At 52.0% G+C, this 23990-nt stretch carries 28 protein-coding genes; 21 read left to right on the forward strand and 7 right to left on the reverse strand.

The features are described 5' to 3' along the window. Positions 1-142: 142 nt before the first annotated feature. Both EKM86_RS06220 and EKM86_RS06225 read left to right on the forward strand, forming a co-directional pair. On the forward strand, positions 143-424 hold the full coding sequence (locus EKM86_RS06220) for a PTS sugar transporter subunit IIC (RefSeq protein WP_164506189.1): 282 nt from the start codon (positions 143-145) through the stop codon (positions 422-424). Next, positions 421-1815 (forward strand): FAD-dependent oxidoreductase, encoded by a 1395-nt coding sequence (locus EKM86_RS06225; protein ID WP_225419364.1) that lies wholly within the window; start codon positions 421-423, stop codon positions 1813-1815. Before EKM86_RS06220 ends, EKM86_RS06225 begins: the two co-directional genes overlap by 4 nt. Positions 1816-3052: 1237 nt before the next feature. Here EKM86_RS06225 and EKM86_RS06230 read toward each other — a convergent pair. After that, positions 3053-4240, reverse strand: a complete 1188-nt coding sequence (locus EKM86_RS06230; RefSeq protein WP_125756150.1) for an ROK family transcriptional regulator — start codon at positions 4238-4240, stop codon at positions 3053-3055. Between the two features lie 132 nt (positions 4241-4372). On the opposite strand from EKM86_RS06230, the gene EKM86_RS12625 reads away from it, so the two are divergent. From EKM86_RS12625 to EKM86_RS06325, 18 genes are all read left to right on the forward strand, one after another. Continuing rightward, positions 4373-4636 (forward strand): SemiSWEET family sugar transporter, encoded by a 264-nt coding sequence (locus tag EKM86_RS12625; protein ID WP_125756152.1) that lies wholly within the window; start codon positions 4373-4375, stop codon positions 4634-4636. Beyond that, on the forward strand, positions 4633-6942 hold the full coding sequence (locus tag EKM86_RS06240; protein ID WP_125756154.1) for a DUF5703 domain-containing protein: 2310 nt from the start codon (positions 4633-4635) through the stop codon (positions 6940-6942). Before EKM86_RS12625 ends, EKM86_RS06240 begins: the two co-directional genes overlap by 4 nt. Beyond that, positions 6935-8296, forward strand: coding sequence for a PTS sugar transporter subunit IIC (locus EKM86_RS06245; RefSeq protein WP_125756156.1), 1362 nt, complete (start codon positions 6935-6937; stop codon positions 8294-8296). The genes EKM86_RS06240 and EKM86_RS06245 overlap by 8 nt, the downstream gene beginning before the upstream one ends. 1440 nt (positions 8297-9736) lie before the next feature. After that, the gene (locus EKM86_RS06250; protein WP_125756158.1) at positions 9737-10063 is read left to right on the forward strand and encodes a hypothetical protein; all 327 of its coding nucleotides are present in this window, start codon (positions 9737-9739) and stop codon (positions 10061-10063) included. Continuing rightward, a complete protein-coding gene (locus EKM86_RS06255) occupies positions 10023-10268 on the forward strand; it encodes a hypothetical protein (protein WP_125756160.1) in 246 nt (81 codons plus the stop codon). Before EKM86_RS06250 ends, EKM86_RS06255 begins: the two co-directional genes overlap by 41 nt. Continuing rightward, positions 10268-10465 (forward strand): hypothetical protein, encoded by a 198-nt coding sequence (locus tag EKM86_RS06260; RefSeq protein ID WP_125756162.1) that lies wholly within the window; start codon positions 10268-10270, stop codon positions 10463-10465. The genes EKM86_RS06255 and EKM86_RS06260 overlap by 1 nt, the downstream gene beginning before the upstream one ends. After that, positions 10465-10686: a hypothetical protein gene (locus EKM86_RS06265; RefSeq protein ID WP_125756165.1), complete on the forward strand. Its 222-nt coding sequence runs from the start codon at positions 10465-10467 to the stop codon at positions 10684-10686. Before EKM86_RS06260 ends, EKM86_RS06265 begins: the two co-directional genes overlap by 1 nt. 10 nt (positions 10687-10696) lie before the next feature. After that, entirely contained in the window at positions 10697-10981 is a 285-nt protein-coding gene (locus EKM86_RS06270) for a hypothetical protein (protein WP_125756167.1), read from the forward strand. Positions 10982-10994: 13 nt separating this feature from the next. Further along, positions 10995-11246, forward strand: coding sequence for a hypothetical protein (locus tag EKM86_RS06275; protein ID WP_125756169.1), 252 nt, complete (start codon positions 10995-10997; stop codon positions 11244-11246). Continuing rightward, entirely contained in the window at positions 11246-11449 is a 204-nt protein-coding gene (locus EKM86_RS06280; protein WP_125756171.1) for a DUF1659 domain-containing protein, read from the forward strand. The genes EKM86_RS06275 and EKM86_RS06280 overlap by 1 nt, the downstream gene beginning before the upstream one ends. Positions 11450-11464: 15 nt before the next feature. Further along, positions 11465-11689, forward strand: coding sequence for a hypothetical protein (locus tag EKM86_RS06285; RefSeq protein WP_125756173.1), 225 nt, complete (start codon positions 11465-11467; stop codon positions 11687-11689). A gap of 11 nt (positions 11690-11700) precedes the next feature. Continuing rightward, positions 11701-12315: a DUF1659 domain-containing protein gene (locus tag EKM86_RS06290; RefSeq protein WP_125756175.1), complete on the forward strand. Its 615-nt coding sequence runs from the start codon at positions 11701-11703 to the stop codon at positions 12313-12315. A gap of 254 nt (positions 12316-12569) precedes the next feature. Beyond that, positions 12570-12845: a hypothetical protein gene (locus EKM86_RS06300; protein WP_125756179.1), complete on the forward strand. Its 276-nt coding sequence runs from the start codon at positions 12570-12572 to the stop codon at positions 12843-12845. Next, positions 12826-13158: a hypothetical protein gene (locus tag EKM86_RS06305; protein WP_125756181.1), complete on the forward strand. Its 333-nt coding sequence runs from the start codon at positions 12826-12828 to the stop codon at positions 13156-13158. The genes EKM86_RS06300 and EKM86_RS06305 overlap by 20 nt, the downstream gene beginning before the upstream one ends. Before the next feature lie 57 nt (positions 13159-13215). After that, positions 13216-13461 carry a hypothetical protein gene (locus tag EKM86_RS06310; protein WP_125756183.1) on the forward strand — a complete coding sequence of 82 codons (246 nt, stop codon included), beginning with the start codon at positions 13216-13218 and terminating at the stop codon, positions 13459-13461. Between the two features lie 55 nt (positions 13462-13516). Next, a complete protein-coding gene (locus tag EKM86_RS12495; RefSeq protein ID WP_225419365.1) occupies positions 13517-13660 on the forward strand; it encodes a YvrJ family protein in 144 nt (47 codons plus the stop codon). Positions 13661-13727: 67 nt separating this feature from the next. Then, entirely contained in the window at positions 13728-14657 is a 930-nt protein-coding gene (locus EKM86_RS06320) for a tyrosine-type recombinase/integrase (RefSeq protein ID WP_125756185.1), read from the forward strand. Beyond that, complete coding sequence (locus tag EKM86_RS06325; RefSeq protein WP_225419366.1) at positions 14617-15483, forward strand: GH25 family lysozyme; 867 nt, start codon at positions 14617-14619, stop codon at positions 15481-15483. The genes EKM86_RS06320 and EKM86_RS06325 overlap by 41 nt, the downstream gene beginning before the upstream one ends. Before the next feature lie 827 nt (positions 15484-16310). Here the strand turns inward: EKM86_RS06325 and EKM86_RS06330 are convergent. The 3 genes from EKM86_RS06330 to gtfA are packed head-to-tail and all read right to left on the reverse strand — an operon-like array spanning position 16311 to position 20549. After that, on the reverse strand, positions 16311-17756 hold the full coding sequence (locus EKM86_RS06330; protein ID WP_164506190.1) for a glycoside hydrolase family 1 protein: 1446 nt from the start codon (positions 17754-17756) through the stop codon (positions 16311-16313). Between the two features lie 17 nt (positions 17757-17773). Further along, the gene (locus tag EKM86_RS06335; RefSeq protein ID WP_125756191.1) at positions 17774-19084 is read right to left on the reverse strand and encodes a PTS sugar transporter subunit IIC; all 1311 of its coding nucleotides are present in this window, start codon (positions 19082-19084) and stop codon (positions 17774-17776) included. A 25-nt stretch (positions 19085-19109) separates the two neighbouring features. Beyond that, complete coding sequence (gene gtfA / locus EKM86_RS06340; RefSeq protein ID WP_125756193.1) at positions 19110-20549, reverse strand: sucrose phosphorylase; 1440 nt, start codon at positions 20547-20549, stop codon at positions 19110-19112. Positions 20550-20729: 180 nt separating this feature from the next. Between gtfA and EKM86_RS06345 the strand changes: the two genes are divergently transcribed. Further along, a complete protein-coding gene (locus tag EKM86_RS06345; RefSeq protein ID WP_125756195.1) occupies positions 20730-21689 on the forward strand; it encodes a LacI family DNA-binding transcriptional regulator in 960 nt (319 codons plus the stop codon). Positions 21690-21864: 175 nt separating this feature from the next. On the opposite strand, the gene EKM86_RS06350 is transcribed toward EKM86_RS06345, so the two are convergent. From EKM86_RS06350 to EKM86_RS06360, 3 genes are read right to left on the reverse strand one after another with little or no spacing between them, the layout of a single operon-like run. Beyond that, positions 21865-22209, reverse strand: coding sequence for a hypothetical protein (locus EKM86_RS06350; protein ID WP_125756197.1), 345 nt, complete (start codon positions 22207-22209; stop codon positions 21865-21867). Between the two features lie 11 nt (positions 22210-22220). After that, on the reverse strand, positions 22221-23513 hold the full coding sequence (locus EKM86_RS06355; RefSeq protein ID WP_125756199.1) for a Y-family DNA polymerase: 1293 nt from the start codon (positions 23511-23513) through the stop codon (positions 22221-22223). Further along, entirely contained in the window at positions 23510-23905 is a 396-nt protein-coding gene (locus EKM86_RS06360) for a DNA-directed RNA polymerase subunit beta (protein ID WP_125756201.1), read from the reverse strand. The genes EKM86_RS06355 and EKM86_RS06360 overlap by 4 nt, the downstream gene beginning before the upstream one ends. Positions 23906-23990: the final 85 nt, after the last annotated feature.

Below are 23990 nucleotides of genomic sequence, written 5' to 3' on the forward strand. Positions count from 1 at the left end.
TAGTACTAACAAGAATAGGTCTTCATGGCCTTTTTGGTCTAGTCGTCAGGGTGTTGCACTTGAATTGTAAACTGGGGTCGCAAAATTAGCTATCTTACCAAGTGTCTTCCAAATCAACGAGCCGACGATCTTTGGTTATCCAGTGGTCTTCAACCTGCCGCTGTTTATCCCGTTCCTGATTATTCCAGTCTTAAACATTCTGATTGCCTATGGGGTAACCGCGATTGGCTGGATGAATCGAGTGGTCGTGATGGTACCATGGACGACGCCACCAATCATGAATGCATACCTAGCTACCGGTGGTGACTGGCGTGCGGCGGTTGTTCACACGTTGATTATTGTGATGGATGTGTTGATCTACCTTCCATTCATGAAGATTGCCGATCACATCTTTAACCAGAGCGCTAAGGAGGAAACAATTTGACGGGCATTTCAACTGACTATGATGTTGTAGTCGTTGGCGGGGGACCATCTGGGACAATGGCTGCAGTTGCCGCTGCTAGGAACGGGGCGCATACCCTCATCATCGATCAGGCTGGTTTTCTCGGTGGATCATTGACATCGATGGGTGTCGGGCCGATGATGACGTTCTTCGCAGGGGATAAGCAAGTCATCAAAGGGCTTGCTCAGGAGCTGATCGACCGGCTAGTGAAACAGCACTTTTCGCCAGGCCATGTACCAGACGCAACGAACTATGTGTCCTATAACACGCCGTTCGACGCTGAAGGTCTGAAACTAACGCTGGACACGATGACCCAAGAGGCTGGGGTAGATGTGCTCTTCCACACCATGCTCGTTGACGCCGTTAAAGAGGGTGACCGTGTGACTTCTATTCAGGTTGCAAACGAGGATGGCCTCACGAATATCTCGTCTAAAACGTTTATCGATGCAACGGGGAATGCTGACCTAGCACTAAAGGTAGGCGTCCCATTCAATCTCGGGCGTGAAGAGGATAACTTAACGCAACCAATGACGCTCAATATGAAACTTTATAACGTTGACACTGAGGAAATCCGGCGGGACGTTCTGGCGCATAAAGAGCGTTTCCCGCGTGCAGAGCGAGATTTGGATGCGTTCAACAATGCAGCACGCGTTGCAGTCAGTGGTTATGAAGAGGAGTTTCGCCAGGCCAGAATGGATGGAGAGCTCTCCATACCGCGTAAAGATTTGTTGTTCTTTGAGACGAACACACCTGGAGAGTATATCGTCAACGCGACTCGGATACTGAGCAATGGTTCATTTGATGCCAAGACATTATCGGACGCGGAAATTCAAGGCCGTATCCAGTGTCATGAATTGTTCGTTTGGCTGCGAAAGACGATACCGGGCTTTGAGCACTGCCAGATTGAGTTCACCGGACCGAACATCGGCGTGCGTCAGTCTAGGCAGATAAGAGGTTCCTATTATCTGACTACTGAGGACTTTGCATCACATAAGAAGTTTGCCTCTACCATTGCTCACACACCATATCCGATGGATATACACAGCCCTATGGGAAGTGGTTATGGTACACCGAATGATTATCATGAGTCTGATCCTTCCTCATTCGACCGTGACAGTCTTAGGGACTATCATGATATTCCCTTCGAAGTCATGACAGTGCCTGAGTACAGCAATTTAGCAGTTACAGGCCGCTGCGTTTCAGTTGATTTCAATGTGCAGGCCTCAATTCGGACTACGCCAACTGTGATGATCCTGGGCCAAGCATGTGGGGCTGCCGCTGCGTTGGCAACTGCTAGCAGCTCGAATTTCCATCAAGTTGATGTGGCACAGTTACGCAAGACATTGAAGAATCAGGGCGCATACCTAGACTAACTTCAAGGCTCCATCTCCGGATAATGGGAGGTGGAGCTTTCTTGTCTGCCGACATTTCTGTCTATGAGGCGCAAGTTAATGTACCCTCGGCGTTCGGTTCATTTGCCAGCGGGGTTACGGGCGGGAGTGGCACCGCGACCCGCCAAGCCCAGGCGGGACACGGTTCCAGTCCCGCCCTTGTGCGCTTTCCCCCGGCCGCGGCGCCCCCCACAGTCCGGGCGCTCACCTAGCCCGCCAAACCCGGCGGGCCAGGCTCGGGCCCGTAGGTCAAATGCTTGCGCCCGTTCCGGCCGCCTGGCCTGGGCTTCGCCCTTCACCGGCCAGAAGTGCTTGCGCCGCTTCGCGCCGCCTGACCTGGCCTGCCGGCCTTCACGGTCAGAGGATCCGCACTCCCCAGCACCCGACTGTCACCACCGGGCGGGCGTGGCCTGTAGCCCGCCGCCCTCCGGCCGGCAGGCTCAGCCCAGACCCGCCCTCACGCCTGCGACACCGACCTGCAATCCACACGGGTTTGCCTATTAACACTCAGCCTCATCCTCCTGCGCTGCCGGGCATCGCACCCCGCGCCACCAGCCCGCGCGCGTGCCGCCCCCTCCATACTGTAAGCCCAAGACTGAAGTTCAAGCCCGTTTTGGGAAAAAGGAAACGGGGTCTTGGCTGAGACTACAGCGCTGGAGCCGCAGGGCGCGTACCTGCCCTGGGGACAGAGAAATCAGCCGTCTCCGCTTCATCAGATCGTGATTCTGAGGCGAGTTCAGCCGCTGGGGTTCGCCAACTTCACCGCAAGTGGTCTAAAAGTCGCCTGTTTCTACGCGGGTTTGTTTACCAACTTGTTTACGATTCGGGAACAAGCCAAGGTGATTCCGTGCGGCACGAGAGGACTAAACACAATAGTCTGCCACAAATCGTGATGTCATATCACCAAAACAAAATTTGCATACGAGCCGGCTCCTCTAAATGGCCGGGAGGGCGTGAGATCGAATGCTTACTTGTGACTGATAATCTTGAAAAGATTGTTGGCTAGCGGAAATTCGATTCCCCTTTAATGTTCTGGTTCCTGCGTTCGGGGTAGGTATCACTTAAAAAGGAGCTCTCACGGCATAAAGAAAACTGCTGGATGGTTACGGGCATCCAGCAGTCTAAGGAGATTACCAACGGTGTAAGCATGATGTCTGAGAGACAATTCGCACAGGCCAGCACCGCTGAGTGATAAAACACAATCTTCGTTCTGTGTCAGCTAGTCGATCATATCAACGTCACCGGTATTAAAGACGCGGTTCATAATCAAACAGGCAGCACCAATAACGCCCGCGTCATCGCCAAGCCGAGAAATCCGAAGACGCGGTGAGTTAGAGGGGCTAAGTTGATTGTCCTTAACAACAGGGGCCAAGATCCCCAGTAGGTAGTCTGCGGAGTTCGTCATGCCGCCCTCAAGAATGATTTCCTCGGGATCAATAAAGTTGATGACATTGCCGATGGAGACGCCAAGGTAATAGAGATCTTCTTGTGTCACTTTAGACGCCAGTGAATCACCGGCAATAGCCGCCTCAAAAATTTTTTTGCCATCCAGCTCTTCATCACGCTTCAAAGAGGACTGTGCGCCATCATCAAGCGCAGCTTTAACGTCCCTGATAATGGCTCGAGAGGAGGAGACAGCTTCAAGACAGCCGTGATTGCCACAGCTGCATAAGGGACCATGAGGCTTGATAACTGTATGCCCCATCTCGCTAAGCCCGCGGAAACTACCCTCATAAAGTTGCCCCTGCAGGACTGTCGCAGATCCAATCCCATGGCCCAGATTAATGCAGACAAAAGACTGGGCGTCTGATTGATTGTCGAAGTTGAGTTCAGCAAGCGCCATGCATTTGGTGATGTTTTGAATCTTAATCGGCAAGTCAGGGATTGCTTGCTTCAGAGCCTCCACAATATTGGTTGTAAAGTAAGGCATATTTGGAGAGAGCAGGATATTCCCCGTGCTGATGTCTACAATCCCGGCGGCACCAACACCAATACCCAGGAGCCGATGATGGGCAGTCGTGAATTGACCGACAATTTTACGTGAGATTTCGACAATGTCATTGACGATGTCGGCATCGTCCTTAGGCGTACCTACTAATTCCTTATAGATTATGCGACCTTCCAAATCGACAACGGAAAAGGTGAGATGAGTCGTGCCAATATCAATGCCAAGCACATGGTAGTGACTTCCATCGAAGGCAACCACAGAGGCTGGCTTACCGCCTGTTGAAGCAGCCTTTCCGGCTTCCTTAACTAGATTAACTTTCTCCAGTTTTCGGACTATTGAGTTCACTGATGGAAGCGTTAATTTAGATTCTTTAGAAAGCTCCACGCGAGTGATACCAGACGTCGCTCGAATTGCGTTTAAGATTTTTACTTTATTTGAAACAGAAGAATCTGAGGCCATATAGACACCTCCCTATAGAGGCCATTGTATCACAAAAATTAATTTATATTAGGAGTTGACACAGAAATTGTAAACGCATACCATTGGCTTTGTAAAGGAGCTTTATAAAGCCCCTTACAAGGTGGTGAGATCATGATTGAATTTCTCGGCATATCTGCAGGTGTGCTGACAGGTGTTTCATTTTTTCCTCAAGCAATCAGGGTGATCAGGACGAAGGATACCTCGAGTATCTCGCTAGCAACGTATGTGGCGTTTTGCATTGGTGTTGTGTGTTGGATAGTCTACGGACTTGTCATGAACCTCCCATCTATATACCTTTGTAATTTTGTAACCCTGATTCCTTCAGTTGTTGTTCTAAGACAGAAGATTATAAACAGAAAGGAGGATCAAAGTTGAGCGTTCTAACCTGGAAGACAGAGAGCCACAACGCTAGTGAGAGTATGCCAGTTGGCGGTCACGATGTGGGCCTGAACGTCTGGTGTGAGGATCATCAGGTGTTCGCATATATCAGCCGTAGCGATTTCTTTGATGAGAATGATGAACTCTTAAAGGCCGGAAGATTGCGAATCGTCTTTAAAAAGTCCGTTCATTTCATCTCTCAGAGCCTTAGTACGGATGCTGGGAAGGTTACCATCAAGCTAACCGTTGACAACAAGCCGCTGACCATCGCTTGGTTCTGCTCAGTCACTGAGTCGGCGGCAATTGTTTCATTCTCATGCAAGCAGTCAATTGCTGCCAGCGTTACTTATGAGAATTGGCGGATCCACGATCATGAGTTGCCCAATGACAACTCACGCTGGCCTTGCAAAGGCTTCTATAAGTTTCCAGGGAAGGTAATTAAGCACCGTGATGAGTTTGTTGCAGATTCAACGCGCTTGAGCTTTTGGCATCAAAACAAGAACTCGGCGATCATTGACGACACAGTCCATCAGCAGCATCTAGATGACTACCGTTCACAGGCCTTTGATTACTTGAGTGGCGCAATATTTGGCGGCTTGATGACCTCTTCACTGTTTGACGGATGTGAAGCAGGGACCACCTCTTATGATGGCAGGCCGGCAGTTGCTTACACATACTCAGTTGAGATTACCGACGGTGCTAGCATTCTTGTTTTATTGGATCACAGTCAAGCTATGATCCTAGACAATTGGGAAGAAAGCTTGACAGCCCGCGCGCAAAGCTTTGACGTTTTGCAACAGGAGAAAGACGCCGATAAATTCTGGCATGAGGCGGCTGTGCGAAGCTGGATTCATCTTCGCAGCCACGATAATAGAGCACAAGAAATCAGCGAGAACTATGAGCTGTTCAGGTACATGCTGTTGTGCAATCAAGCCGGGGCTTTTCCAACCAAATTTAATGGCGGATTGTTCACTGTTGATCCGGACCTGCCGTTTGTCGGTAAGAGCGGGCAGGAGGACATTGATTCTGTTCAAAAGGGAGACAATCCTGGGAATCATTTGTCACTCAAAAAGTTCGATCCGGATTTTCGTATGTGGGGAGGAATCTTCACCAGTCAAAATCAACGGCTAGTCTATTGGCCTATGTTAGCGGCAGGAGACTATGATGCCATGATCCCGCTGTTTGAGCTTTACCGGCGGGGATTACCGCTTGCCATGGGGTTCGTTAAGAAGCTTTGGGGCCATCGTGGAGCAATGTTTGCAGAACAGCTCGAGCAATTTGGGCTGTCATCTGGTTCCGAGTATGGCTGGCTTAATCCCAAGACGGGTAAGCGCAGGTATGGATTTACAGATCCCGCAGAGCTTGATTCACCTTACACCAGATATTATTTTGCTAGCCAAATCGAACTCAGCTACATGATTCTGCGCTACGCAGAGGCAAGCGGGCGTTCCATTACCAAGTATCATGAATTGATCAAGCAATGTTTGCTGTTCTTCTATGATCACTACAGGTACATACACCGGATTACAACGCTCAGTGATTATGATGCGGACGGGAAGCTAGTCATTGCACCGTCTACGGCGACTGAGTCATACAAGAATGCGGTCAATCCGACGGAGGTAATTAGTGGGCTTCGAGCAACTGTGCCGCTGTATCTGAAGATTTTCAATAACGAAATCGATGAAGAAGAGCGAACGGAGTTCAACAAGTTCTATCAGGCGTTGCCTGAGTTGCCTCATCGGCAGATGCAAGGACACGACACAATCGCGCCAGCCAGCTACTTTACCGACATTATGAATGCTGAACTTCCTCAGCTATACCCGGTTTTTCCTTACGAACAATACGGCGTGGGCAGACCGAATCTTGATCTTGCACGAGATACCTGGCGCTATGGGGTAGACAGTGAGAAGCAGCGGGGAAAGATCGGCTGGCATCAGGACAACATTTTTGTGGCGTTGTTAGGGGACGCAGATGATGCGGCAAATCTGACATACGAAAAGTTGAAGAATAGTTGGCAACGATTCCCGGCATTTTGGGGCCCTGGATATGATTGGCTTCCCGATCACAACTGGGGTGGTACGGGAATGATTGGTCTCCAGAAGATGTTGGTGCAGGAGACCGACAAGGACGTGATATTGCTGCCAGCTTGCCCTAAGGATTGGGAAGGCGATGTGCGAATGTCCCTGAACAATCAGGCCACAATCACCTTTAGCTTTGGCAATGGGCAAGTGAAGATCGAGGATTACCAGTCGCCATTAGGTAATAAGCGGATTATTTATGAAGGAGGGGACATCCATGTTTGATAAGCTATCAGATTTCTTGCAAAAGCATATTATGCCTATAGCTAATAAACTTAGTGCAAACAAAGAACTGACAGCCGTCAGAGATGGGATGGTTGTTGCAGTACCAGCCACCATTTTTGGTGCGATAGCACTGATTCTAACGAACATTCCATACTTGGACAAAGTCGCACCAGGCGTTCAGAATTGGTTGAGTAATTTCTTCTCACAGGCCAACCCAATCACCATTGGGATGATTGCGCTGCTGGTCCTAATTGGCATGGCGAATAGCTACGCCGGACAGTTGAAAGAGAATAAGATCTACGGCGTCATCGTCGCAATTACATCGTTCCTAGCCATTACCATCTTCAGCAATACAGGGGATTCAATGGTTAAGGGCAAAGTCGTTCATAACGTGGTGACTGAAAATGTTATTCCAACATCTGTCTTCAGTTCATCAGGCGTGTTTACTGTCATTATCGTTACGTTGATTTCAATACGGCTCTATCACTTCTTTACCTTGAAGCACTGGACAATCAGGATGCCAGATGCCGTACCGCCTAATGTGTCGCAGAGTTTTGCATCCTTACTTCCAATGACTTTGACGCTGCTGTTCTTCATCATTGTGCGGAACCTGTTTCTGTTGACACCGTTCCAGTCATTCCAGAACTTCATCTATCAGATCTTTACCACACCGTTGCTGAAGGTCGGAGATAGTGTCTGGGCGGTTCTGTTCTTCATTCTGGTTCAGCAGGTTCTCTGGTTCTTCGGGATTCACGGGACAAACGTTGTCATGTCAGTTTGGTCACCAATTCTGTTGACCATGATGACCGCCAACTTGGATGCATATAATGCGGGCAAAGCGCTGCCGTACATCGTTTCTCAGACTTTTTGGCAGGTCTACTCGGAGCCGTTTATCCTTTGCATTCCAGTATTGCTGTTGTTCTGCAAGTCTGTTCAGGCGAAGGCAATGGGCAAGATGTCTATTATCCCGGCGATGTTCTGCATCAATGAGCCGTTCCTATTCGGGTTACCTGTTATCCTGAACCCGATTCTGTTCATTCCCTGGATCTTTGCATATATCCTTCAATTTCTTCTCATGTATGGATTGGCTGTTATTCACTGGATTCCGATTCCAGTTGTACCGGTGCCTTGGACCACACCGCCAATCATCAGTGGGCTTCTGGCGACAAACTTCAACATTATGGGTGCCGTTGCCCAGATTCTTTCATTCTTGTTAGGATTAGCTCTTTGGTATCCATTCATGAAGATTTTGGATAAGAGCATGTTGGCTAAAGAGAAGAAAGACGCTGAAGATAAGGAAGCCGCAGAAGCTAGTGAAGATGCAGACACCGCGGCTCCAGCAGGTCAAGATTAGTATCAAGATATACAGATAGATAGAACTTAAGAGACGGCAGTGTGCAACCACTACCGTTTTTGCGTGCTATGGTCCGGGCGCTCACCTAGCCCGCCAAACCCCGGCGGGCCAGGCTCGGGCCCGTAGGTCAAGTGCTTGCGTCCGTTCCGGCCGCCTGGCCTGGGCTGCGCCCTTCACCGGCCAGAAGTGCTTGCGGCCGTTCCGGCCGCCTGGCCTGGGCTGCGCCCTTCACCGGCCAGAAGTGCTTGCGGCCGCCTCGGCCGCCCGCGCCAGAAGACCAAGGCCGGCGCGAAGCCCCCAGACCCATCGCGATTACCGTGTGGCGGCGGCATGTTCGCCGGCCGCCCCCTAGGTTTCCCCCCAGACCCCCCTTTCCTTACCCCCGTTCATAAGGACTAATCTAAGTCCTGGTGGGGACACCAAGGGGGCTTGAACAAGGGCCGAAGTGCTATGCACTTCGACCCTAGTTCACCGGCGGACATGCCTAGATGATTCGGTGAGCTAGAGGCAGCGAAGTTCAAGCCCTCAACGCGTGCGCCCAGTCTGACATCAGTATTCGCCACGCGCAGGGACAAGAACCACGGTACCAGCCAACACGCCAGCATATTGCCGCTGCACCGGGCGGGAGTGAGTCCGCGACCCGCCAAGCCCAGGCGGGACACGGCCTCAGTCCCGCCCTCGGGCTAAAGACGGCGCCGGCATCTTCCCAGTCCCGCCGCCAGTGCCGCCCACCCCCAATCGCGCGCAGCGAGCGGGCCGATAGCCGCTCTTCGTAGTCAGAAGAGCGGCGTTTTTGCGTTGAAAAGAGTGTGCAGACGATTCACAGCAGCGGCTGCCGGCAGCCACAGCGGCCGCTCGGGGCAGTCAGCCGTCCCGCGGCTCGGGGCAAGGCGAGGCCTATCTGAGCCAATACCATGCCACGGCTGATCGCGGCCATAGAGCAGTGGGGCTCAGGGGTAGCGGCTGACAGGGGGAGCGTAAGAGGTCCCACCCACCCGCACGAACCAGACAGAGCGGTAGAGATTACGCTAGTGCTCGCTAGGCCGACCGGGCGCTTATGGCGCCCTGGCTATTCCACAGCGCAGCGCTGCAGGCGCTGCGACCGTGGAACAGCCTCGGCATGGCGGCTCGCTGCAGGCTCGCCGACCATTGGGTTCGAGAAGCGGGAAAGGTCAGAAGTAGGCATGGCTGGAATGCGCCATTGCCCGCTTCTGACCTTTCCCGCGGTTACATAGACCCACTGCCACGTTAGCGTGAAGCCCACAGCCCCGCGCCACGGCGCGGGGCAAAACCAAAAAAGTCATATTCGCAAAACATAGACAAAACCCATGTCTCGGTAGTAATGTAAGCGCTATCCAGCGCCAATTAATAAATTGGCACATACAAAAAAATCGCCGCAGATGGCATAAATAATGGGAAAGGAGGGAAGGAGACGTAAAAATGGCATACCTGACACGAAGCAGAACGACCGGCAGAATCTACTACCGCTGGTTTGATGAGCACGACGAGCGCGTGACCGTGGTGCAGAACCTGCCGCGGCTGGCGGATGACATCAGGGGAGAAGAACTCTGGCAGTTCGCCGAAGCCATGCTGCCCATCGTGATGGGCGACGTCGACGACTGGAGCGCCAGCTCGGATCAGTACGTTTACTACACCTACGACATCACGCCCGACGCGAAAACCAGACCGGCCAGCAGTGACCCGCAGGATCCAGGAGGTGTGAACTATGCCGTCAAAGCAGAGCTTAGTCCTTACCTTAAAAATTGAAATCGGCTCGGACAGCGCCAATCTAAAGCTTAGTCGCGTCGGCAGCGTTCCAGACCCGGCGCGCGTTCAGGCGCTGGCGGAGGTCCTTGAGTCCGGCGCCATCGTCACCAAAGACGGCAGTCGCCAAGTCTCAAAAGTCTCAGAAGCCAAGTTGATCCGCACCACCGTGACCGACGCCTTGGCAATGGAAATCGGGTGGGCCTAATGAATGATGACACCTACGAAGGCGCAACCGTGACCTTCCATCTGAAAAAGCGCGACGGCACCGCGTTTTCAGTGCATTGGCAGACCGTCTGGATGAGTCCGGATGACCTGTGGCGCGCCGGCGAGCTCATGGCGACCATCCGCAAGGGCGATCAGCTGGTGGGCGTGGAATTGACGTTAAGAGAGAAGGTGCTCTGATGGCAAAAATCCAGCTCCGGTTCGAATACACCGATGCTGTCACCAAGCGCAATCGAAAATGGCTCAGCCTCACCCTCGGTGAATACTTGCCCGAGGAAATCGATAAGAAGCAGTTGGCGATGCTGGCAAAACTCATCAGCGACTCCGCGCCGCACCAGGGCGTGCACCTGCGTGATGCCCGCCTCATCGCCACCGACCACGACAACATCATGAATGACTAGGAGGATAACAATGGCACAACGTAAGGAAACCCGCCGCACCTTGGAGGTCGACGGTTTTAATCAAAGCTACGACAAACTGGCTGCGAACCACCCGCAGCCGGAGAACTACCGCTACACCTTTTCCAAGGTGCACCCAAGCGCCAATGACAATGAAATGAAGGCCGGCGCCGACGAGCTGATCGCCATGCTGCCGCCGTACGGAAAAGTGGTCCAAACCGGCCTGCGTCTGCGCATTTACAGCGAAATTCTGGCGGATGAGTCGACTATGGCGCCATCCGGCCAGCCGCAAGAATAAGGAGGAATAACCAATGGCAGAACCAGTAAAAACGGAAGTCCTGCAGGTCACCCTGCGCGGGAAGAACTCATCGACCCTGCTGCGGGTGCCGCAAGTGGGTCCAGGCCTCACCACCCCAATGGTGAAGCGGTTCGCGGACTTCTTCGCGACCAGCCCGCTGCTGTCCGAAGCCGGCCAGCGCTTCAACGGCACCGTCGCCGGCGGGCAGATCATCACCCGCATCGTGACAGACGCGTTCCAACTTCAAGAGGAGGTTAAGGACTAATGCAAAAGCGAGCAGGCAAGGCGCTGGTAGTGACCACCGTGACCGTAGCGGAGCCCATCCAGCGCGAGAACATCACCTTTTCGAACCTGAATTTGAACATCTCGGATAACAACCTGTACCGCGTGGCGCAGCTGATCGCTCAGCTCAAGCCAGGCATCAAGCTGCAGTCCGTGGTCGTTCGCGACGATTTTGACATCGAATAGAAGGAGTGAGGAAAAATGGCAGCACTACGCATGACATTCCTAGCCACTGACGGCACCTCCAAGTCCCGTCAGTTCGGCGATTATAACCCGAGCACCATCAACGAGCAGGCTGCGCGAGACCTGGCAAACCTGATGGCGGCGCTGCACATGTGGCGCGATGAAGACAAGGATAATCAGTACGAAGAAGTCACCGGCATCACACTCATTGAAACCACCCGCACCAACCTGGATGAGGAATAGGCGGTGAGCCAATGGTAAAACAGCTACGCAAGCGTTCGCTGCGTATCACGCTGAAGAGTGGCACAGATCCGGCGTTAAAGACAATCAATTTTAGTAATATCAAGCAAAAAGACGACCAGGCGCTGCTGGACTTTGCGGATGAAATCGCCAAACTCACGCCGCCATACGGAGAGACCACACCAACCCGGATCACACTGATCGAACGCAACAAGGAGATTATGGATACTAACTCTGAGCGGATTGCTAAGTACCGCGAGAGTTTTTTTGAGGCAGCTCCGGATGCAACAGAGGAACAATGGACCAACTGGATGATCATGTACCACATCGATATGTATCACCCAGTCACGGTAGAACAGCAGGCAGCAAGGGAACTCAAGGAATTTTTCATTCAGAGTTGGGTTCGCTGGTATGAGATGACGCCTGAAGAGGCACTGGAATATTACGTCCTCGATTACAGTACCGACATTGAGGAACGGTATGCTTACTGGTTGATTTTCCACGATCAGGCTAAAAAGGCACACCCGGAGCTGACAGAAGAGCAACTCCAATGGACGTGGCTCGTAGACTTGGGCTGGGGAATCAATGCCTGGGGAGAGGTTGATTACAGAGAGAAGGGTCTCGGATGACGCAGACACAAAGCATCGTTACGTTAGAGTTTACGACCAGTCACGTTGGTCGGTTCCTTCAGATCCGGCTTTCCTGGGCAGAGGCAGGACTCACATACGAGATGCTAAAGCACTTCGCGGAACGGGTCGTGGCACTGGACATCGTTACGGATACCGGCCAGGATTTAAGCGCTCAGCATATCAGGAGCGCCAAGGTGCAAAGGACGACTGTAACAGAAGCATTTGTAGCAGATTTTGTGTATGGAGGTTAGACTATGCGACAAGTTAAGAGAACACGACTAATCGTATCGACGCACGTGAACGATGATCCAATGAGGCCGACAACAATCACCACCGTATTCCCATTTAGTCTTGATCAGGAAGCATACTACTCGAACTTTAGTAACTTGGGTGGTACCGGACCGGAAAGAATGGAAATTGTTATTGGGGATTGGCTTGCCGGTTCAGTCGGAGGGCGGCCGGAGAACATTGAGACGATTGCCGAGTCCGAGATCGTCCGAGGTGATTTAGATGTCGATTCTCAGGGTTGATATCGGCGTGATATGGCTGTTTATGCCAAATGATGGAACACGGTCGAACGATCCTTGGGACCCAAGAGCAATCTGGATTGATCCACACACCACAATCGATTTTGTTGGCCCGGACTGGGAGCGGGATCTGGTTAGAGAGCGACGCCGGTTTCTGGAATCAGCGGTTTTTGAATTGATTTGGCCAATCATTTCCAATATGAAAGCATCAGGAGCAGTGCCAGCGCCACCAGGTTATAAGTTCGACAACTTTGTCTATTCGTCATATACGTGGGAAATCGTCACGAGCAATAGAGTTGTTAAAGAAATTCAGTGAGCAGACACGGGCAGCGGCCCGTGTTTTTAGATAAAAGGAGGTTGAGCGCAAGTGAGCATGGCTGAAAGACTGCCAATCGAGGCGTACAGCAAGCCCATTTATCGCAAGTGTGAGTGTTGCGGCCGGGTGCAGGACATCTTCTACCACATGACGGTGCGCGATGCGGCGAGCGGCAAACTCCTGGTCGGCAGCTTTGACCTCTGCGAGACGTGCGGCATCGAGTTGGCCCAGATCACGGACCAGAAGCTCACCGATGAGGTCGTGCTGCAGCGCTTCGATTTAGGAAGGGACGAGGAAATCTAGCTCCGGTGCGGGGCAAGGGGAGAACGAGATGGAAAGCAGCATCTTACAAGCAATCATGGATCAGGCAGCCGGCGTGATCATCGCGGTGATTTTGATTTTTCGCGTTGAGGCGCGCCTGGATCAATTGGTGAAGAGTTTTGAAGATTTCACGCGCCAAATGCTAATAGCGGTCGAGAAGATGAATAGCGAAAAAAAATGAGGCCACATGCTGGATTTTGGGAAAGTACACACGACAAATTTGCAAATTGGCGCGGAGGCGAAGCGGTATGCATACCTGGGCCCAGTATTTACGCGACATTGGGCGGTCGACCAACACAGTCTACGAATATGAAAGGCGTGTGAGACTATGGAAGAACTACTTAGAAGAGCGGGGAAAACGGCTTGATGAAGCAGAAAGAGCCGATGTGATCGAGTGGCAGCGTCAACTTTTGCGTGAAAAGAACAGCGCCAGAACCATCAACTCGAAAATTTCCGCCGTTTCGTTGTACTACGAATGGTTGGTGATTACCGATGGCATCGATGACAACCCGGTGCCGACTGGCATGAGCCTGCGCGGCACTGTGCCACGGATCCAGCGACTGACCGATGATGAGCTGCGAGACGTCCTGGCGTATTTCGACACGCTGCAGGCTAACCTCCGCACGGCGTTTTGGACCATGTTCGGGACCGGCGCACGGGTCGGCGAAGTCGCAAAGCTGACCTACACGGATGTGAAGCTCGTTGGCGGCGCGGTTTGGATCGACATCCGGGACGCTAAGTGGGGGTCGGACCGAACCGTGCCAGTAGTCGACGATAAGGCCGCCAGGGTGCTCTACAGCTACTGGCTGGATCAGCACCCGACCGGACTGCCGTTGTTTCATGTCAGCAAGCGGACACTACAGGAATACGCAACGAACTACGCCGAAATCAGCGGTCTGCACTTCTACTCGCACTTGCTGCGGCACACGTTTGCCGCCCGCATGCTCGAGCAGGGAGTCGCGATGACGGAAATCCAGTACCTGCTGGGCCACAAGAGCCTGTCGATGACCGCGCACTACACCGAAAGTGCGCTGCTCGACACTTCGCATCTGGCGCCCAGCATCATGCAGCAGTATGGCAATGGCGGCACTAAGCCGCAGACGACACCAAGGTTACGACCGATAGGAGACGATGATAGTGGCACAAATAGTACTCGACGTGGCGAGCTACCAGCCTGATACCGCAAGCTGGTTCCGCAGCGCCTATGACAAAGGCGCCCGCGCTGTAATCGTAAAATTGACAGAAGGCACCACCTACCGCAATCCAAAGGCCAAGGCACAACTGGCGGCGGCCCGCGCGGCCGGTATGGCGGTTCATGCTTATCACTACGCCCGATGGACCAATCCGACTCAGGCCACGGCAGAAGGCAAGTTCTTCGCTGCAGAAGCCAAGTGGCTGGGACTCGGTGCCGACAGCGTGCTGGCAGACGACATTGAGGAGCGCGCGCAAGGATCAGCGCTGACTAGTGCAGCCAACGCCTTTACGGCCGCCACTAAAGGCGCAGGGTTCCCCAAGGCAGACGTGTATTCAATGCGCAGTTGGTTTCAGGACGGTCATCTGGTCCCGTCGCTTCTGACCGTGAAAAATCTCTGGGTGGCGGAGTTCGGCGTTGCAGCTGTGAAGATGTCCGGAGTCGGCACGTGGCAGTTTACCAGCAACTGGAGCGGCCTGAATGTTGATGCCTCTTACGACTACAAGGGTCTGTATACAGGCGTCACAGCACCAGCGGCCGCGCCAACACCCACTGCGGCGGCCGTATCCTGGATCAAGCAGGCTGGCACGTTCATCCTGGATCGTGATGTCTATCTGCGCGCTGCGCCGCTGACCGGGGGCGTCATCGCGCTACTCCACAAGGGTGACAAGGTTAAGTATGATGCGTACGCGTACATCGGCGGTTATGTCGTTGTTCGCCAGCCGCGCGGTAGTAAGGATTACGGCTACATCGCCAGCGGTACCGCGTCTGGCACCAAACGGACAAGCTACTGGGGCACTTTCACTAAGTAGGGAAGCGCGGCGTGCCGCCGCAACACAGCTCTGCTGTGAGACCCCACCCGGCGCGTACGATTGCAAAAACCGCAATCCCACGCACCGCGCGGGGTGCCATTAAGAGCCTAAGTTCACAAGCATAGTTGTTAGCGGCAGGGGTGAACGCGTGAGATAATTTGGCTGAAATTAGTAAGCGATTGCAACTGAACATAAAAAAAGAATCGGCGGCTGGGGAGAGTCGCCGATTCGAGACTTGAGAGCTAGCGCAGACAAGACTATGAGCATATTTTGCTCCGCCTTAGTGTACCACGCAGCGGGCCGGTCTTGTCGTTCAAAACGTCAAGTCCGGCCTTTTCGTTACCCTTCAGGCCGATAAGTAGGAAGGCGGAGTCGGGACAGGCGTGTACCCGTCACAAGCGCTGCAAGATGCTTGGAGCCACGTCCGAAGCCGGGGGGGAGTGCGCTCCGGTGGGCCATTGATGATGGGAGAGGGTCAAGCGCGGACCCGGCAAGCGAATGGCCGAAATCGTAAGGAAACGGGAGCGGATAATCGGCTGGCCGGCTCGGAAGCGGGCCGCCTGCAGGGGCGATATGCAGGCCAATAGGCATCACAGCACAGCGACGGCTGAAGTCACGAGGCGACGGCAGTAGTTGGTCGGGGGATACCCCCCGGCCGCTATGACCTCAGAGCATTCAGCTCTCGCAGGCTGGGGTCGGAGAGCCGAGCTGCTTGAAAGTCTTGCGGTTGATGACAAGATCAGAGCAAAAGACAAAGAGCGTCCAGAGCCAGGGACTTGCTTCCCGGCTGCGGACGCTCTTGCTTTCGCCTATTTTGAGGGAGAGAATCAGAGTTCTTCACCATTAGATGCGATGACTTTCTTATACCAGTAGAAGCTGTCCTTAGGATATCGATTGTAGGAACCGTTGCCGAAGTCATCGACGTCGACGTACACAAATCCGTATCTTTTGGACATGTCAGAACCGGACATGCTTACCAGATCAACGGCACTCCAAGCAGTGTAGCCGATGACTTCTACACCTTCTGCAATTGCTGTAGCCATTGCTTTGATGTGAGCTCGCAGGTAGTCAATTCGGTATTGGTCATGAATCTCATGCATATCGGTCAAGGTATCTTTTGCACCGAGCCCGTTTTCGACAATGAAGATGGGCTTTTCGTAGCGGTCGTATAAGTCGCGTAGGCCCCAGATCAGACCTTGGGGGTCGATTTCCCAGCCCCATTCAGATTGCTCCAAATGAGGATTCCGGATGGCGGTCCTTAGATTGCCACCTACGTTATCAGCCTTTGCAGTAGCACTGACGGTGTAGCTCATGTAGTAGCTGATGCTGATGAAGTCACAGGTATGAGCCATCAGATATTCTTTGTCACCTGGTTCCATCTTAATAGTGACATGATGAGCACTGAAGTAGTGCTGCATAAAGGTTGGATATTTGCCCTTGACCTGAACGTCAGCAAAGAAGTTATTAAGATCATTTTGTTTCTGCGCTTCGAGAATGTCGGCTGGGTCATTAGTTTCAGGATAGACGACCATTTTTGCCATCATACATCCGACTTTAGCCTGAGGGTCAATTTCTTCTACTAGTTCTTTTACATGCGCAGAAGCAAGAAATTGGTGGTGAGCGGCCTGATAGCCAACTTGAAGTGCATCGCGACCGGCAGGAATAAATGATCCACCACCTGTGTATGGCGTCATGGAGATACCATTGATTTCATTGAACGTAATCCAATATTTGACCTTACCCTTAAATCTCGTGATAACAGTCTCAGCGAAGCGCGTGAAGAATGCAATCAGGCGCCTATCGGACCAACCGTTATATTTGAGAGCAAGGTGTAAGGGTGTTTCATAGTGAGAGAGCGTAATGACAGGTTCGATATTGTATTTTAAGCATTCGTCGATGACGCGATCATAGAACTGCAGGCCTGCTTCATTTGGTCTTTCATCGTCACCGTTTGGAAATATTCTGGTCCAAGCGATGGAGAACCTAAAGGCTTTGAAACCCATATCAGCCATCAATTTAATATCCTCACGATATCGATGGTAGAAGTCACTGCCTCGCCGCTTAGGATAGTTTGACGTGAAGTCGTTCATGTTACGCAATGCGTCCGTTTTGGAAACCTCAAAAGGATGTGCATACTTTTGGCGCTGTTCTGAAGTATATCTAGGAACGACATCAGCTGTAGATAAGCCCTTTCCGTCTAAATCAAAAGCACCTTCGTACTGACTAGCAGCAGATGCGCCGCCCCAGAGGAATCCTTTAGGAAACTGATTCAAGTTTATTCAACTCCTGACTAATTAGCGGCATCTACAGTCTTGCTCTTTTCTGCATCGCTCTGTTCCTGTTTTAGGGCACGCTGATCGAGAACATGTAAGAACGGATAGTAGATGGCAGTACTCAGAGCAACCTCGATTGCTTGCCAGACAGCACCCCTCCAACCAGACACTAGGAAGCCAGAAATTATAGCAGGGGTGGTCCAAGGAATGTTCACACCACTAGCTGGCGGAACGATGCCAGTTGCCATGACGAAATAGGTGAGAACAGTCATAAGCAGAGGAGTAATGATGAACGGAATGATCAGGATTGGGTTCAAGATAATGGGGAATCCAAAGATCATAGGTTCACTGATGTTAAACAGCGCTGGGACAAAGGAGACACGGCTGATTGCCTTATATTGACGAGACTTCATGAAGAAGAAACCGGCGATAGCCAGACCAATAGTCGTACCTGAGCCACCAATTGAGATGAACAAAGCACCAAACTGATATTGAATGATGTTTGGAATGTGTGCCCCGATTGAGAAGGCATGTGCATTTTGTGCCATCAGAGTCATGCGGATTGGATCCATGACAGAGCCAACAACATTACCACCGTGAATCCCGACCGACCAAAGTACGCTTTCAAAGAGCTGTGCAATCAATTGCGCCGGTAGAGTGCTACCCAAAGCAAGCAATGGGATTTGTAAGATTTTATAGATGAAAGCTTGAGCTGATCCGTAGTCAGTAAACTGAAATACGATGCGTACGATGTATGCGAGGAGAATGACCATCATGCCAGGAATCAGAGAAGAGAATGATTCGGCAACGTTTAGCGGAACAGAGTCAGGCATCTTGATTGTCCAGCCCTTCGCAGTGACAAGACGATAGACCTCGATAGAGCAGATAACTGATACCATTGCAAGGAAGAGGCCGGCCGAGCCGAGGCTTGATTTAGGAATCCCAAGGAGGCCGCCCTTAGCTGTTAGGTCTGGCGTGAGTACAAAATATGCCGCCAAGGAGATAGTGATTGAAGCAATGGGATTGAGCTTGTAGTAATCGCCAAGAGACTTGGCCATACCAATCATGACAAAGAGGGTCATGATATCAAAGGTGCTTTCAAACGGAATGCTGAAGTATTGAGTCCAGTTTTTACCGAGTACAGAGACCATGAAGTTCGTGTAAGGAGCCCATGGAATATTTTCGAAGAGCAGGAAAACTGAGCCGATAATCAGTAGTGGCATTGAAGCTAAGAAGCCAGATTTGATTGCGGACAAGTATCTGTTTGTATCAAGTTTACGAGCCAATGGCATAAGCTTTTCTTGAAGTTTATCTGTTAAGCTGTTCAAAATATTCACCTCATTCTAGATTGTTTTAGAGCGTGAAGACTGATCCATCAATAGTGATTTGGAACTGATAAGTCGCCGGTTCTACGTGGAGTTTTGCTGTATGAGTCGCAGAAGCGTCAGACCGAATTAGGTCGAAGGAATTACTGCCTTGAGTAACAGTGAAGTGCCCATCAAGTGAGAACGCAGGAGAGGTGTTCCGAAGTCGTAATAGGTGCAGAAGTTTTGCCACAACCGGACGTTGAACGTCCTGCGCGACTTCGTCTTCATCGTAGTAATGGCGATTAATGTTTCTTCCCTCAGTGGTTTGACTAAGAAGATTTAAGTCGTTTTTTCCTGCAAGCAGACCAACATAGTAGATTTGTGGAATTCCAGGGGCAAAGATTTGAATTGCTCGAGCAAGCAGATACCAGTTGTCCTTTTCTCCGACCGCCGAATAGTAGGTTGTATTAATTTGATAAATGTCTAGATTCTTGTATTCGGGGCCGGAATAGATGCGCTTTTCGTTGCTTCCACGCGAGTAGAGCTGATCAGTAGTAAAGCTGATCTGGTCGTCGGATAGAAGCCCCTGGACGTCAACAACGCCAAGGCCATCGTGTGTATCAAGTGTGGTGAATTGCTGCATTGGGCTGCTGAGAAGCCATTTGATGAGTGGACCACTGTCTTGAGAGTACAGAAAGTACAAAACGAGCATTGGGAGCGCAAAGTCGTAGGTGAAGTAGCCCTTGTCAGCTACCTTACGTGGGAACTCAGAGCGCTCATGAATTTCAGGAAGAATCATCATCTGGTTCTTTGCGGCCTGATCAGATAGCCATTTGAGCAGATCCCATATTTCTGGTTCAACGAAGAAGTCATTCGCGTCCAGTTTTTTAATTGCATATGCGAATGCGTCCAGCCTAACGATTGTGCAGCCGTGGTTACTAAAAGAATTAATGGCTTCACTGAGGAAGCGTTGGGTTGCTGCTGAGCTAACATTCAGATCAATCTGTTCTTCTCCAAAGGTATTCCAGACGGTCAGGTTTGAACCATCTGCCCGTTCAAAGGTCTTCTTGGGAGACCGATCTTTGCGTTTATAGATTAAATCGATATCCTTCTGGCTGGGACGGCCGCGCGGCCAGAACTTATCCCAGTTGATAAACATATCAGCGTATGGCGACGTCTCGCCTTGACGCAGATAGTCCTGGAACTCAATAGACATACGTGACAGATGATTAACCATAAGGTCGAACATTAAGTAATAAGACTGACTCAATTGCTCAATGTTGTTCCAGGTTCCAAACTGTGGATCGACTTGATCATATCTGGTCGGTGAGAAGCCTCGATCGCCCGTGGAGGGAAAGAACGGGAGGATATGAATTCCGCCGATTGCGCCTTTGAGATAGCTCTGAATTACCCGATTCAGAGATTCCAGATTAGAGCCTAGACTGTCTGGATATGTTATTAGCATCACCTTGTTTGAAAACTTCATGCTACCACCTTAACCTTCAATAACTTAGTAACCGCTATCATCGTAGGGTTGGTGAAACATGGTGTCAATCGTTTACATATTTTTACATATTTTCGTCCAAATGCTTGATTTAAGTGCTATCATATCTGCATATAAAAGCCGCAATCGATTACATGTTTGCATTTTAAAGAGGGCTATGACATGGCAATAACTATAAAAGAAGTAGCTGCCCGCGCAGGAGTATCGACAGCTACGGTCTCAAGAGTTATCAATAATAAGGGATATTTGAGCAGAGAAGCCGTTGATCGGGTTAAGCAGGCAATGCGTGACTTAAATTATGTTCCGAACACGGCCGCTCGAAGCCTACAGGGAAAGGACAGCATGACCATCGGCGTGGTGTTGCCATCTTTAGATAATCCACTTTATTCCGAATTGTTCGAGGCAATTGAGTCAAAACTCAGTACAGCTCATTATCAGACTTTGCTTTGTACCAGTAGTAATTTGCCTGATAAGGAGGAAGAATATTTCAGCCTACTCAGGGCCAACCGGGTTGAGGGCATCATAACGAGCTCACATGGTGACTTTTTGAAGCGGAAGGCCAACGAGAACTATCCGATAGTATGCTTTGATCGTAATATTTCCACGAAGATTCCTTCCGTACAAAGCGATAATCTTTCCGGAGGGAGAAAGGTAGCCGACTGGACCGTTTCTCGTGGTGCTAAAAGAGTATTGATACTATCAGGTAGTACTGAGGATCTATATCCAATAGACGATCGGATCAAGGGTATGATGTCAGTCTTCAATCGCGCTGATATAGAATTGGAGACTGCTGCACTCGAGTTTGATAGTTCGACGTCAGTTAAAGCGCTACTAATTCAGAAGTTGATTGCGTCAAGAGACTACGATGCAGTGTGCTGTACTGATGATTTGACGGCGCTTATGTTGAAGAGAGTAGCAGATGCGATGGACTATCATCCATTGGTGACAGGTTACGATGGATCGGATTTTATTCGTACCTTTTTCCCTGATCTGACAACAGTCTGCCAGCCGATACCGCAGATGGCTGAACTGATGTGCAATCTGCTGATTGAGAAGATTCATAATCGGAGTTATCAGTTTGAGTCTGAATATAATTTTCCGGTTAAGCTTGTTCACGAGTAAGAATCCGGAAGGCATGACCAGACTACTTGACAACGATTAGAAGACAAAGAACGCCCGTAGCAACGATAAGTTTGGCTACGGGCGTTCTTGCTTTCGCCTATTTTGGGGGATAGGTGAGGAGGTAGGCCTTTGGAGGTCTACATGGATAGATTATGCCGTTTTGGAGATTTTGCCCTTACTCTTCCGGGTGGTAGCTAGTGCTGAAGGCGTGGCCGTGGCTGGCGTCGAAAGTGATGTCGGTGCCGGGGTGCACGAGGTGGTGGGTGTCGCGGTACTCGATCGACAGGTTGGTGTGCGCTTTGAGGTCCTTCATCACCTGGCCGTAGAGGGTCTTGTTGTGCGGCATTTCCAGCAGGTCGTCTGAGTAGTGGAGCTTGGTGCCGTGGCGGTAGCTTTGCAGGAAGAAGAGGTACTCGTTAAGGTAGTGGTTGTCGACCACCAGGATGTGGTAGCGCCAGCCGTACTTGCGCAGGAATTTGGCGTCGAACTTTTCGATGAGCTGTTTGGATTCGCGGATCATGATGGTGCCTCCTACTTCGCGTGGCCGCCGACCAGGTCTGCGCGGCCGATGGCGGTGCCGCCTTCCAGCATGGAGCTGGCGCGGAAAATGGCGGTGTAGCCGAGTTTGCTGCGGATCTTATCCATGGTGAGTTCGAGGTTGTCGGTGGCCTGCTTCTGCTCGGCGGTTTCGAAAAGGGACAGCTGGGTGCTGTCGGGCTTTGAGACTTTTGAGGCGCGGACGCCGACGTTGCGCAGCGGCTCGCCGTCCCAGTGCTGCTCAAACAGGAAACGGATTGCGTGGTTAATTTCGTCCGTGCGGCTAGTCGGCTCGATGTGGATCTGCGCGCCCCAGTGAGTTTTGCCGGCGGCGTTGGGCTCGCTGAAACCCACGCCGATCGAGATGACTTCGGCGACCTGGCCGTGCTTGCGCAGGCGAGTCGCCACCTGGTCGCCGATTTCGCACAGGACCGTTTCGCAGTCCTCAAGGGTCGTGTAGTCGCGCATCAGGACCTGACTGTTGCCAACGCCGTGCGTGTCCGTGCGCGGGACGTAGCGGCGTGAGATCACGCTGTAATCGATGCCCCAGGCGTGGAAGTACAGCGCATCGCCGAGGACGCCGAAGCGGTCTTCCAGTTTTTCGCGCGGCGTATGCGCCAGCGCGTACAGGTTGAAAATGCCCATGTTCTGGAGCTTGGTGGCGGTGCGGCTGCCGATGCTCCAAAAGTCTGTCAGCTTGTCGATTTTCCAGATGGTGTTGGGGACGTCTGCATAGCCCCAGCTGGCCTGCCACGGCGGGGCCTCCTTGGCGGCGTTGTCGAGGGCGAGTTTTGCCAGCAGCGGGTTCTGACCGATGCCCACCGTGGTGATGATGCCGGTTTTGGCGAAAACTTTGTCCTGGATAGCGGTCGCGATGGCGTGGTTGCCGCCGAACAGGCTGTGGCTGCGGGTCACGTCGATGAAGCTTTCGTCGATCGAGTAGACGTACCAGTCCTCGTCGGCCGCGAACTCGCGGAAAATCGTGTTGATCTCGTAGTTGCGCTCGATGTACTGCTGCATGTGCGGCGCGCAGATCTGGATATCCATCCACGGCTTGATTTCAAAATAGCGCGTGCCCAGCTTTACGCCGTAGTTCGCCTTGGTCAGCGGACTTGCGGCGAGAATCAGGCCGCCGGCGCTTTCCGCGCGGCTGAGGACGGCGTTTTTCGCGGCCAGCGGGTACTCGGCGCGGCGAATCGCCTCCACGCTAGCGTAGAAACTTTTGCAGTCGATGCACATCACATCGCGGCTCGGCAGGCGGGTCGGGTCATCCAGCGGCGTGGTCATGCCGCCCACCAGTGCTCGGGCTTAATGATGTCGACGTGGCGCATGTCAGCGGTGCTGAGCGTGCGCATTTTTCCCGTGTCTTTGTTCATCAGCGTCACCTGGCCGTTGGTGCTGCCGACCACCGCGCCTTCGATTAGCGGCAGCGTGCGGCCGTCGTACAGCGCCGTCAGCTGGATGGCGACCGGCTGGCTGTTGGTCCAGGCGTCCTGGAGCTTTTCGTCGATGTCTGCCGGCGTCATTTCCGGCAGCAGCGGGCCTGGGCGCTCGCTGCTTGCCTCCTCAGCCAGGTAAGCCGAGTGGTCCGACAGCAGCCAGCCCATCCATTTCTTCATCGTGCGGTCCGCGTAGAGCCAGCGCTCGCGGGGCACTTCAACGTATGCATAGCGATCCATGAGGCCATCTCCCTTATGTTCGAGTATGTGGCTATATTATCGAACATACGTTTGCAAAAATCAAGGCAAGTGGAAGATATAGCTG

It is taken from the genome of Lacticaseibacillus hegangensis (assembly GCF_003946465.1).
Taxonomy (GTDB): Bacteria; Bacillota; Bacilli; order Lactobacillales; family Lactobacillaceae; genus Lacticaseibacillus; species Lacticaseibacillus hegangensis.

Bases quoted from the DNA above. Each gene is read 5' to 3' on its own strand.
- EKM86_RS06230 (WP_125756150.1), bottom strand. From the start codon at position 4,240: ATGGCCTCAGATTCTTCTGTTTCAAATAAAGTAAAAATCTTAAACGCA.
- EKM86_RS12625 (WP_125756152.1), top strand. From the start codon at position 4,373: ATGATTGAATTTCTCGGCATATCTGCAGGTGTGCTGACAGGTGTTTCA.
- EKM86_RS06245 (WP_125756156.1), top strand. From the start codon at position 6,935: ATGTTTGATAAGCTATCAGATTTCTTGCAAAAGCATATTATGCCTATA.
- EKM86_RS06250 (WP_125756158.1), top strand. From the start codon at position 9,737: ATGGCATACCTGACACGAAGCAGAACGACCGGCAGAATCTACTACCGC.
- EKM86_RS06255 (WP_125756160.1), top strand. From the start codon at position 10,023: ATGCCGTCAAAGCAGAGCTTAGTCCTTACCTTAAAAATTGAAATCGGC.
- EKM86_RS06260 (WP_125756162.1), top strand. From the start codon at position 10,268: ATGAATGATGACACCTACGAAGGCGCAACCGTGACCTTCCATCTGAAA.
- EKM86_RS06265 (WP_125756165.1), top strand. From the start codon at position 10,465: ATGGCAAAAATCCAGCTCCGGTTCGAATACACCGATGCTGTCACCAAG.
- EKM86_RS06270 (WP_125756167.1), top strand. From the start codon at position 10,697: ATGGCACAACGTAAGGAAACCCGCCGCACCTTGGAGGTCGACGGTTTT.
- EKM86_RS06275 (WP_125756169.1), top strand. From the start codon at position 10,995: ATGGCAGAACCAGTAAAAACGGAAGTCCTGCAGGTCACCCTGCGCGGG.
- EKM86_RS06280 (WP_125756171.1), top strand. From the start codon at position 11,246: ATGCAAAAGCGAGCAGGCAAGGCGCTGGTAGTGACCACCGTGACCGTA.
- EKM86_RS06285 (WP_125756173.1), top strand. From the start codon at position 11,465: ATGGCAGCACTACGCATGACATTCCTAGCCACTGACGGCACCTCCAAG.
- EKM86_RS06290 (WP_125756175.1), top strand. From the start codon at position 11,701: ATGGTAAAACAGCTACGCAAGCGTTCGCTGCGTATCACGCTGAAGAGT.
- EKM86_RS06300 (WP_125756179.1), top strand. From the start codon at position 12,570: ATGCGACAAGTTAAGAGAACACGACTAATCGTATCGACGCACGTGAAC.
- EKM86_RS06305 (WP_125756181.1), top strand. From the start codon at position 12,826: ATGTCGATTCTCAGGGTTGATATCGGCGTGATATGGCTGTTTATGCCA.
- EKM86_RS06310 (WP_125756183.1), top strand. From the start codon at position 13,216: ATGGCTGAAAGACTGCCAATCGAGGCGTACAGCAAGCCCATTTATCGC.
- EKM86_RS12495 (WP_225419365.1), top strand. From the start codon at position 13,517: ATGGATCAGGCAGCCGGCGTGATCATCGCGGTGATTTTGATTTTTCGC.
- EKM86_RS06320 (WP_125756185.1), top strand. From the start codon at position 13,728: ATGCATACCTGGGCCCAGTATTTACGCGACATTGGGCGGTCGACCAAC.
- gtfA (WP_125756193.1), bottom strand. From the start codon at position 20,549: ATGAAGTTTTCAAACAAGGTGATGCTAATAACATATCCAGACAGTCTA.
- EKM86_RS06345 (WP_125756195.1), top strand. From the start codon at position 20,730: ATGGCAATAACTATAAAAGAAGTAGCTGCCCGCGCAGGAGTATCGACA.
- EKM86_RS06350 (WP_125756197.1), bottom strand. From the start codon at position 22,209: ATGATCCGCGAATCCAAACAGCTCATCGAAAAGTTCGACGCCAAATTC.
- EKM86_RS06355 (WP_125756199.1), bottom strand. From the start codon at position 23,513: ATGACCACGCCGCTGGATGACCCGACCCGCCTGCCGAGCCGCGATGTG.
- EKM86_RS06360 (WP_125756201.1), bottom strand. From the start codon at position 23,905: ATGGATCGCTATGCATACGTTGAAGTGCCCCGCGAGCGCTGGCTCTAC.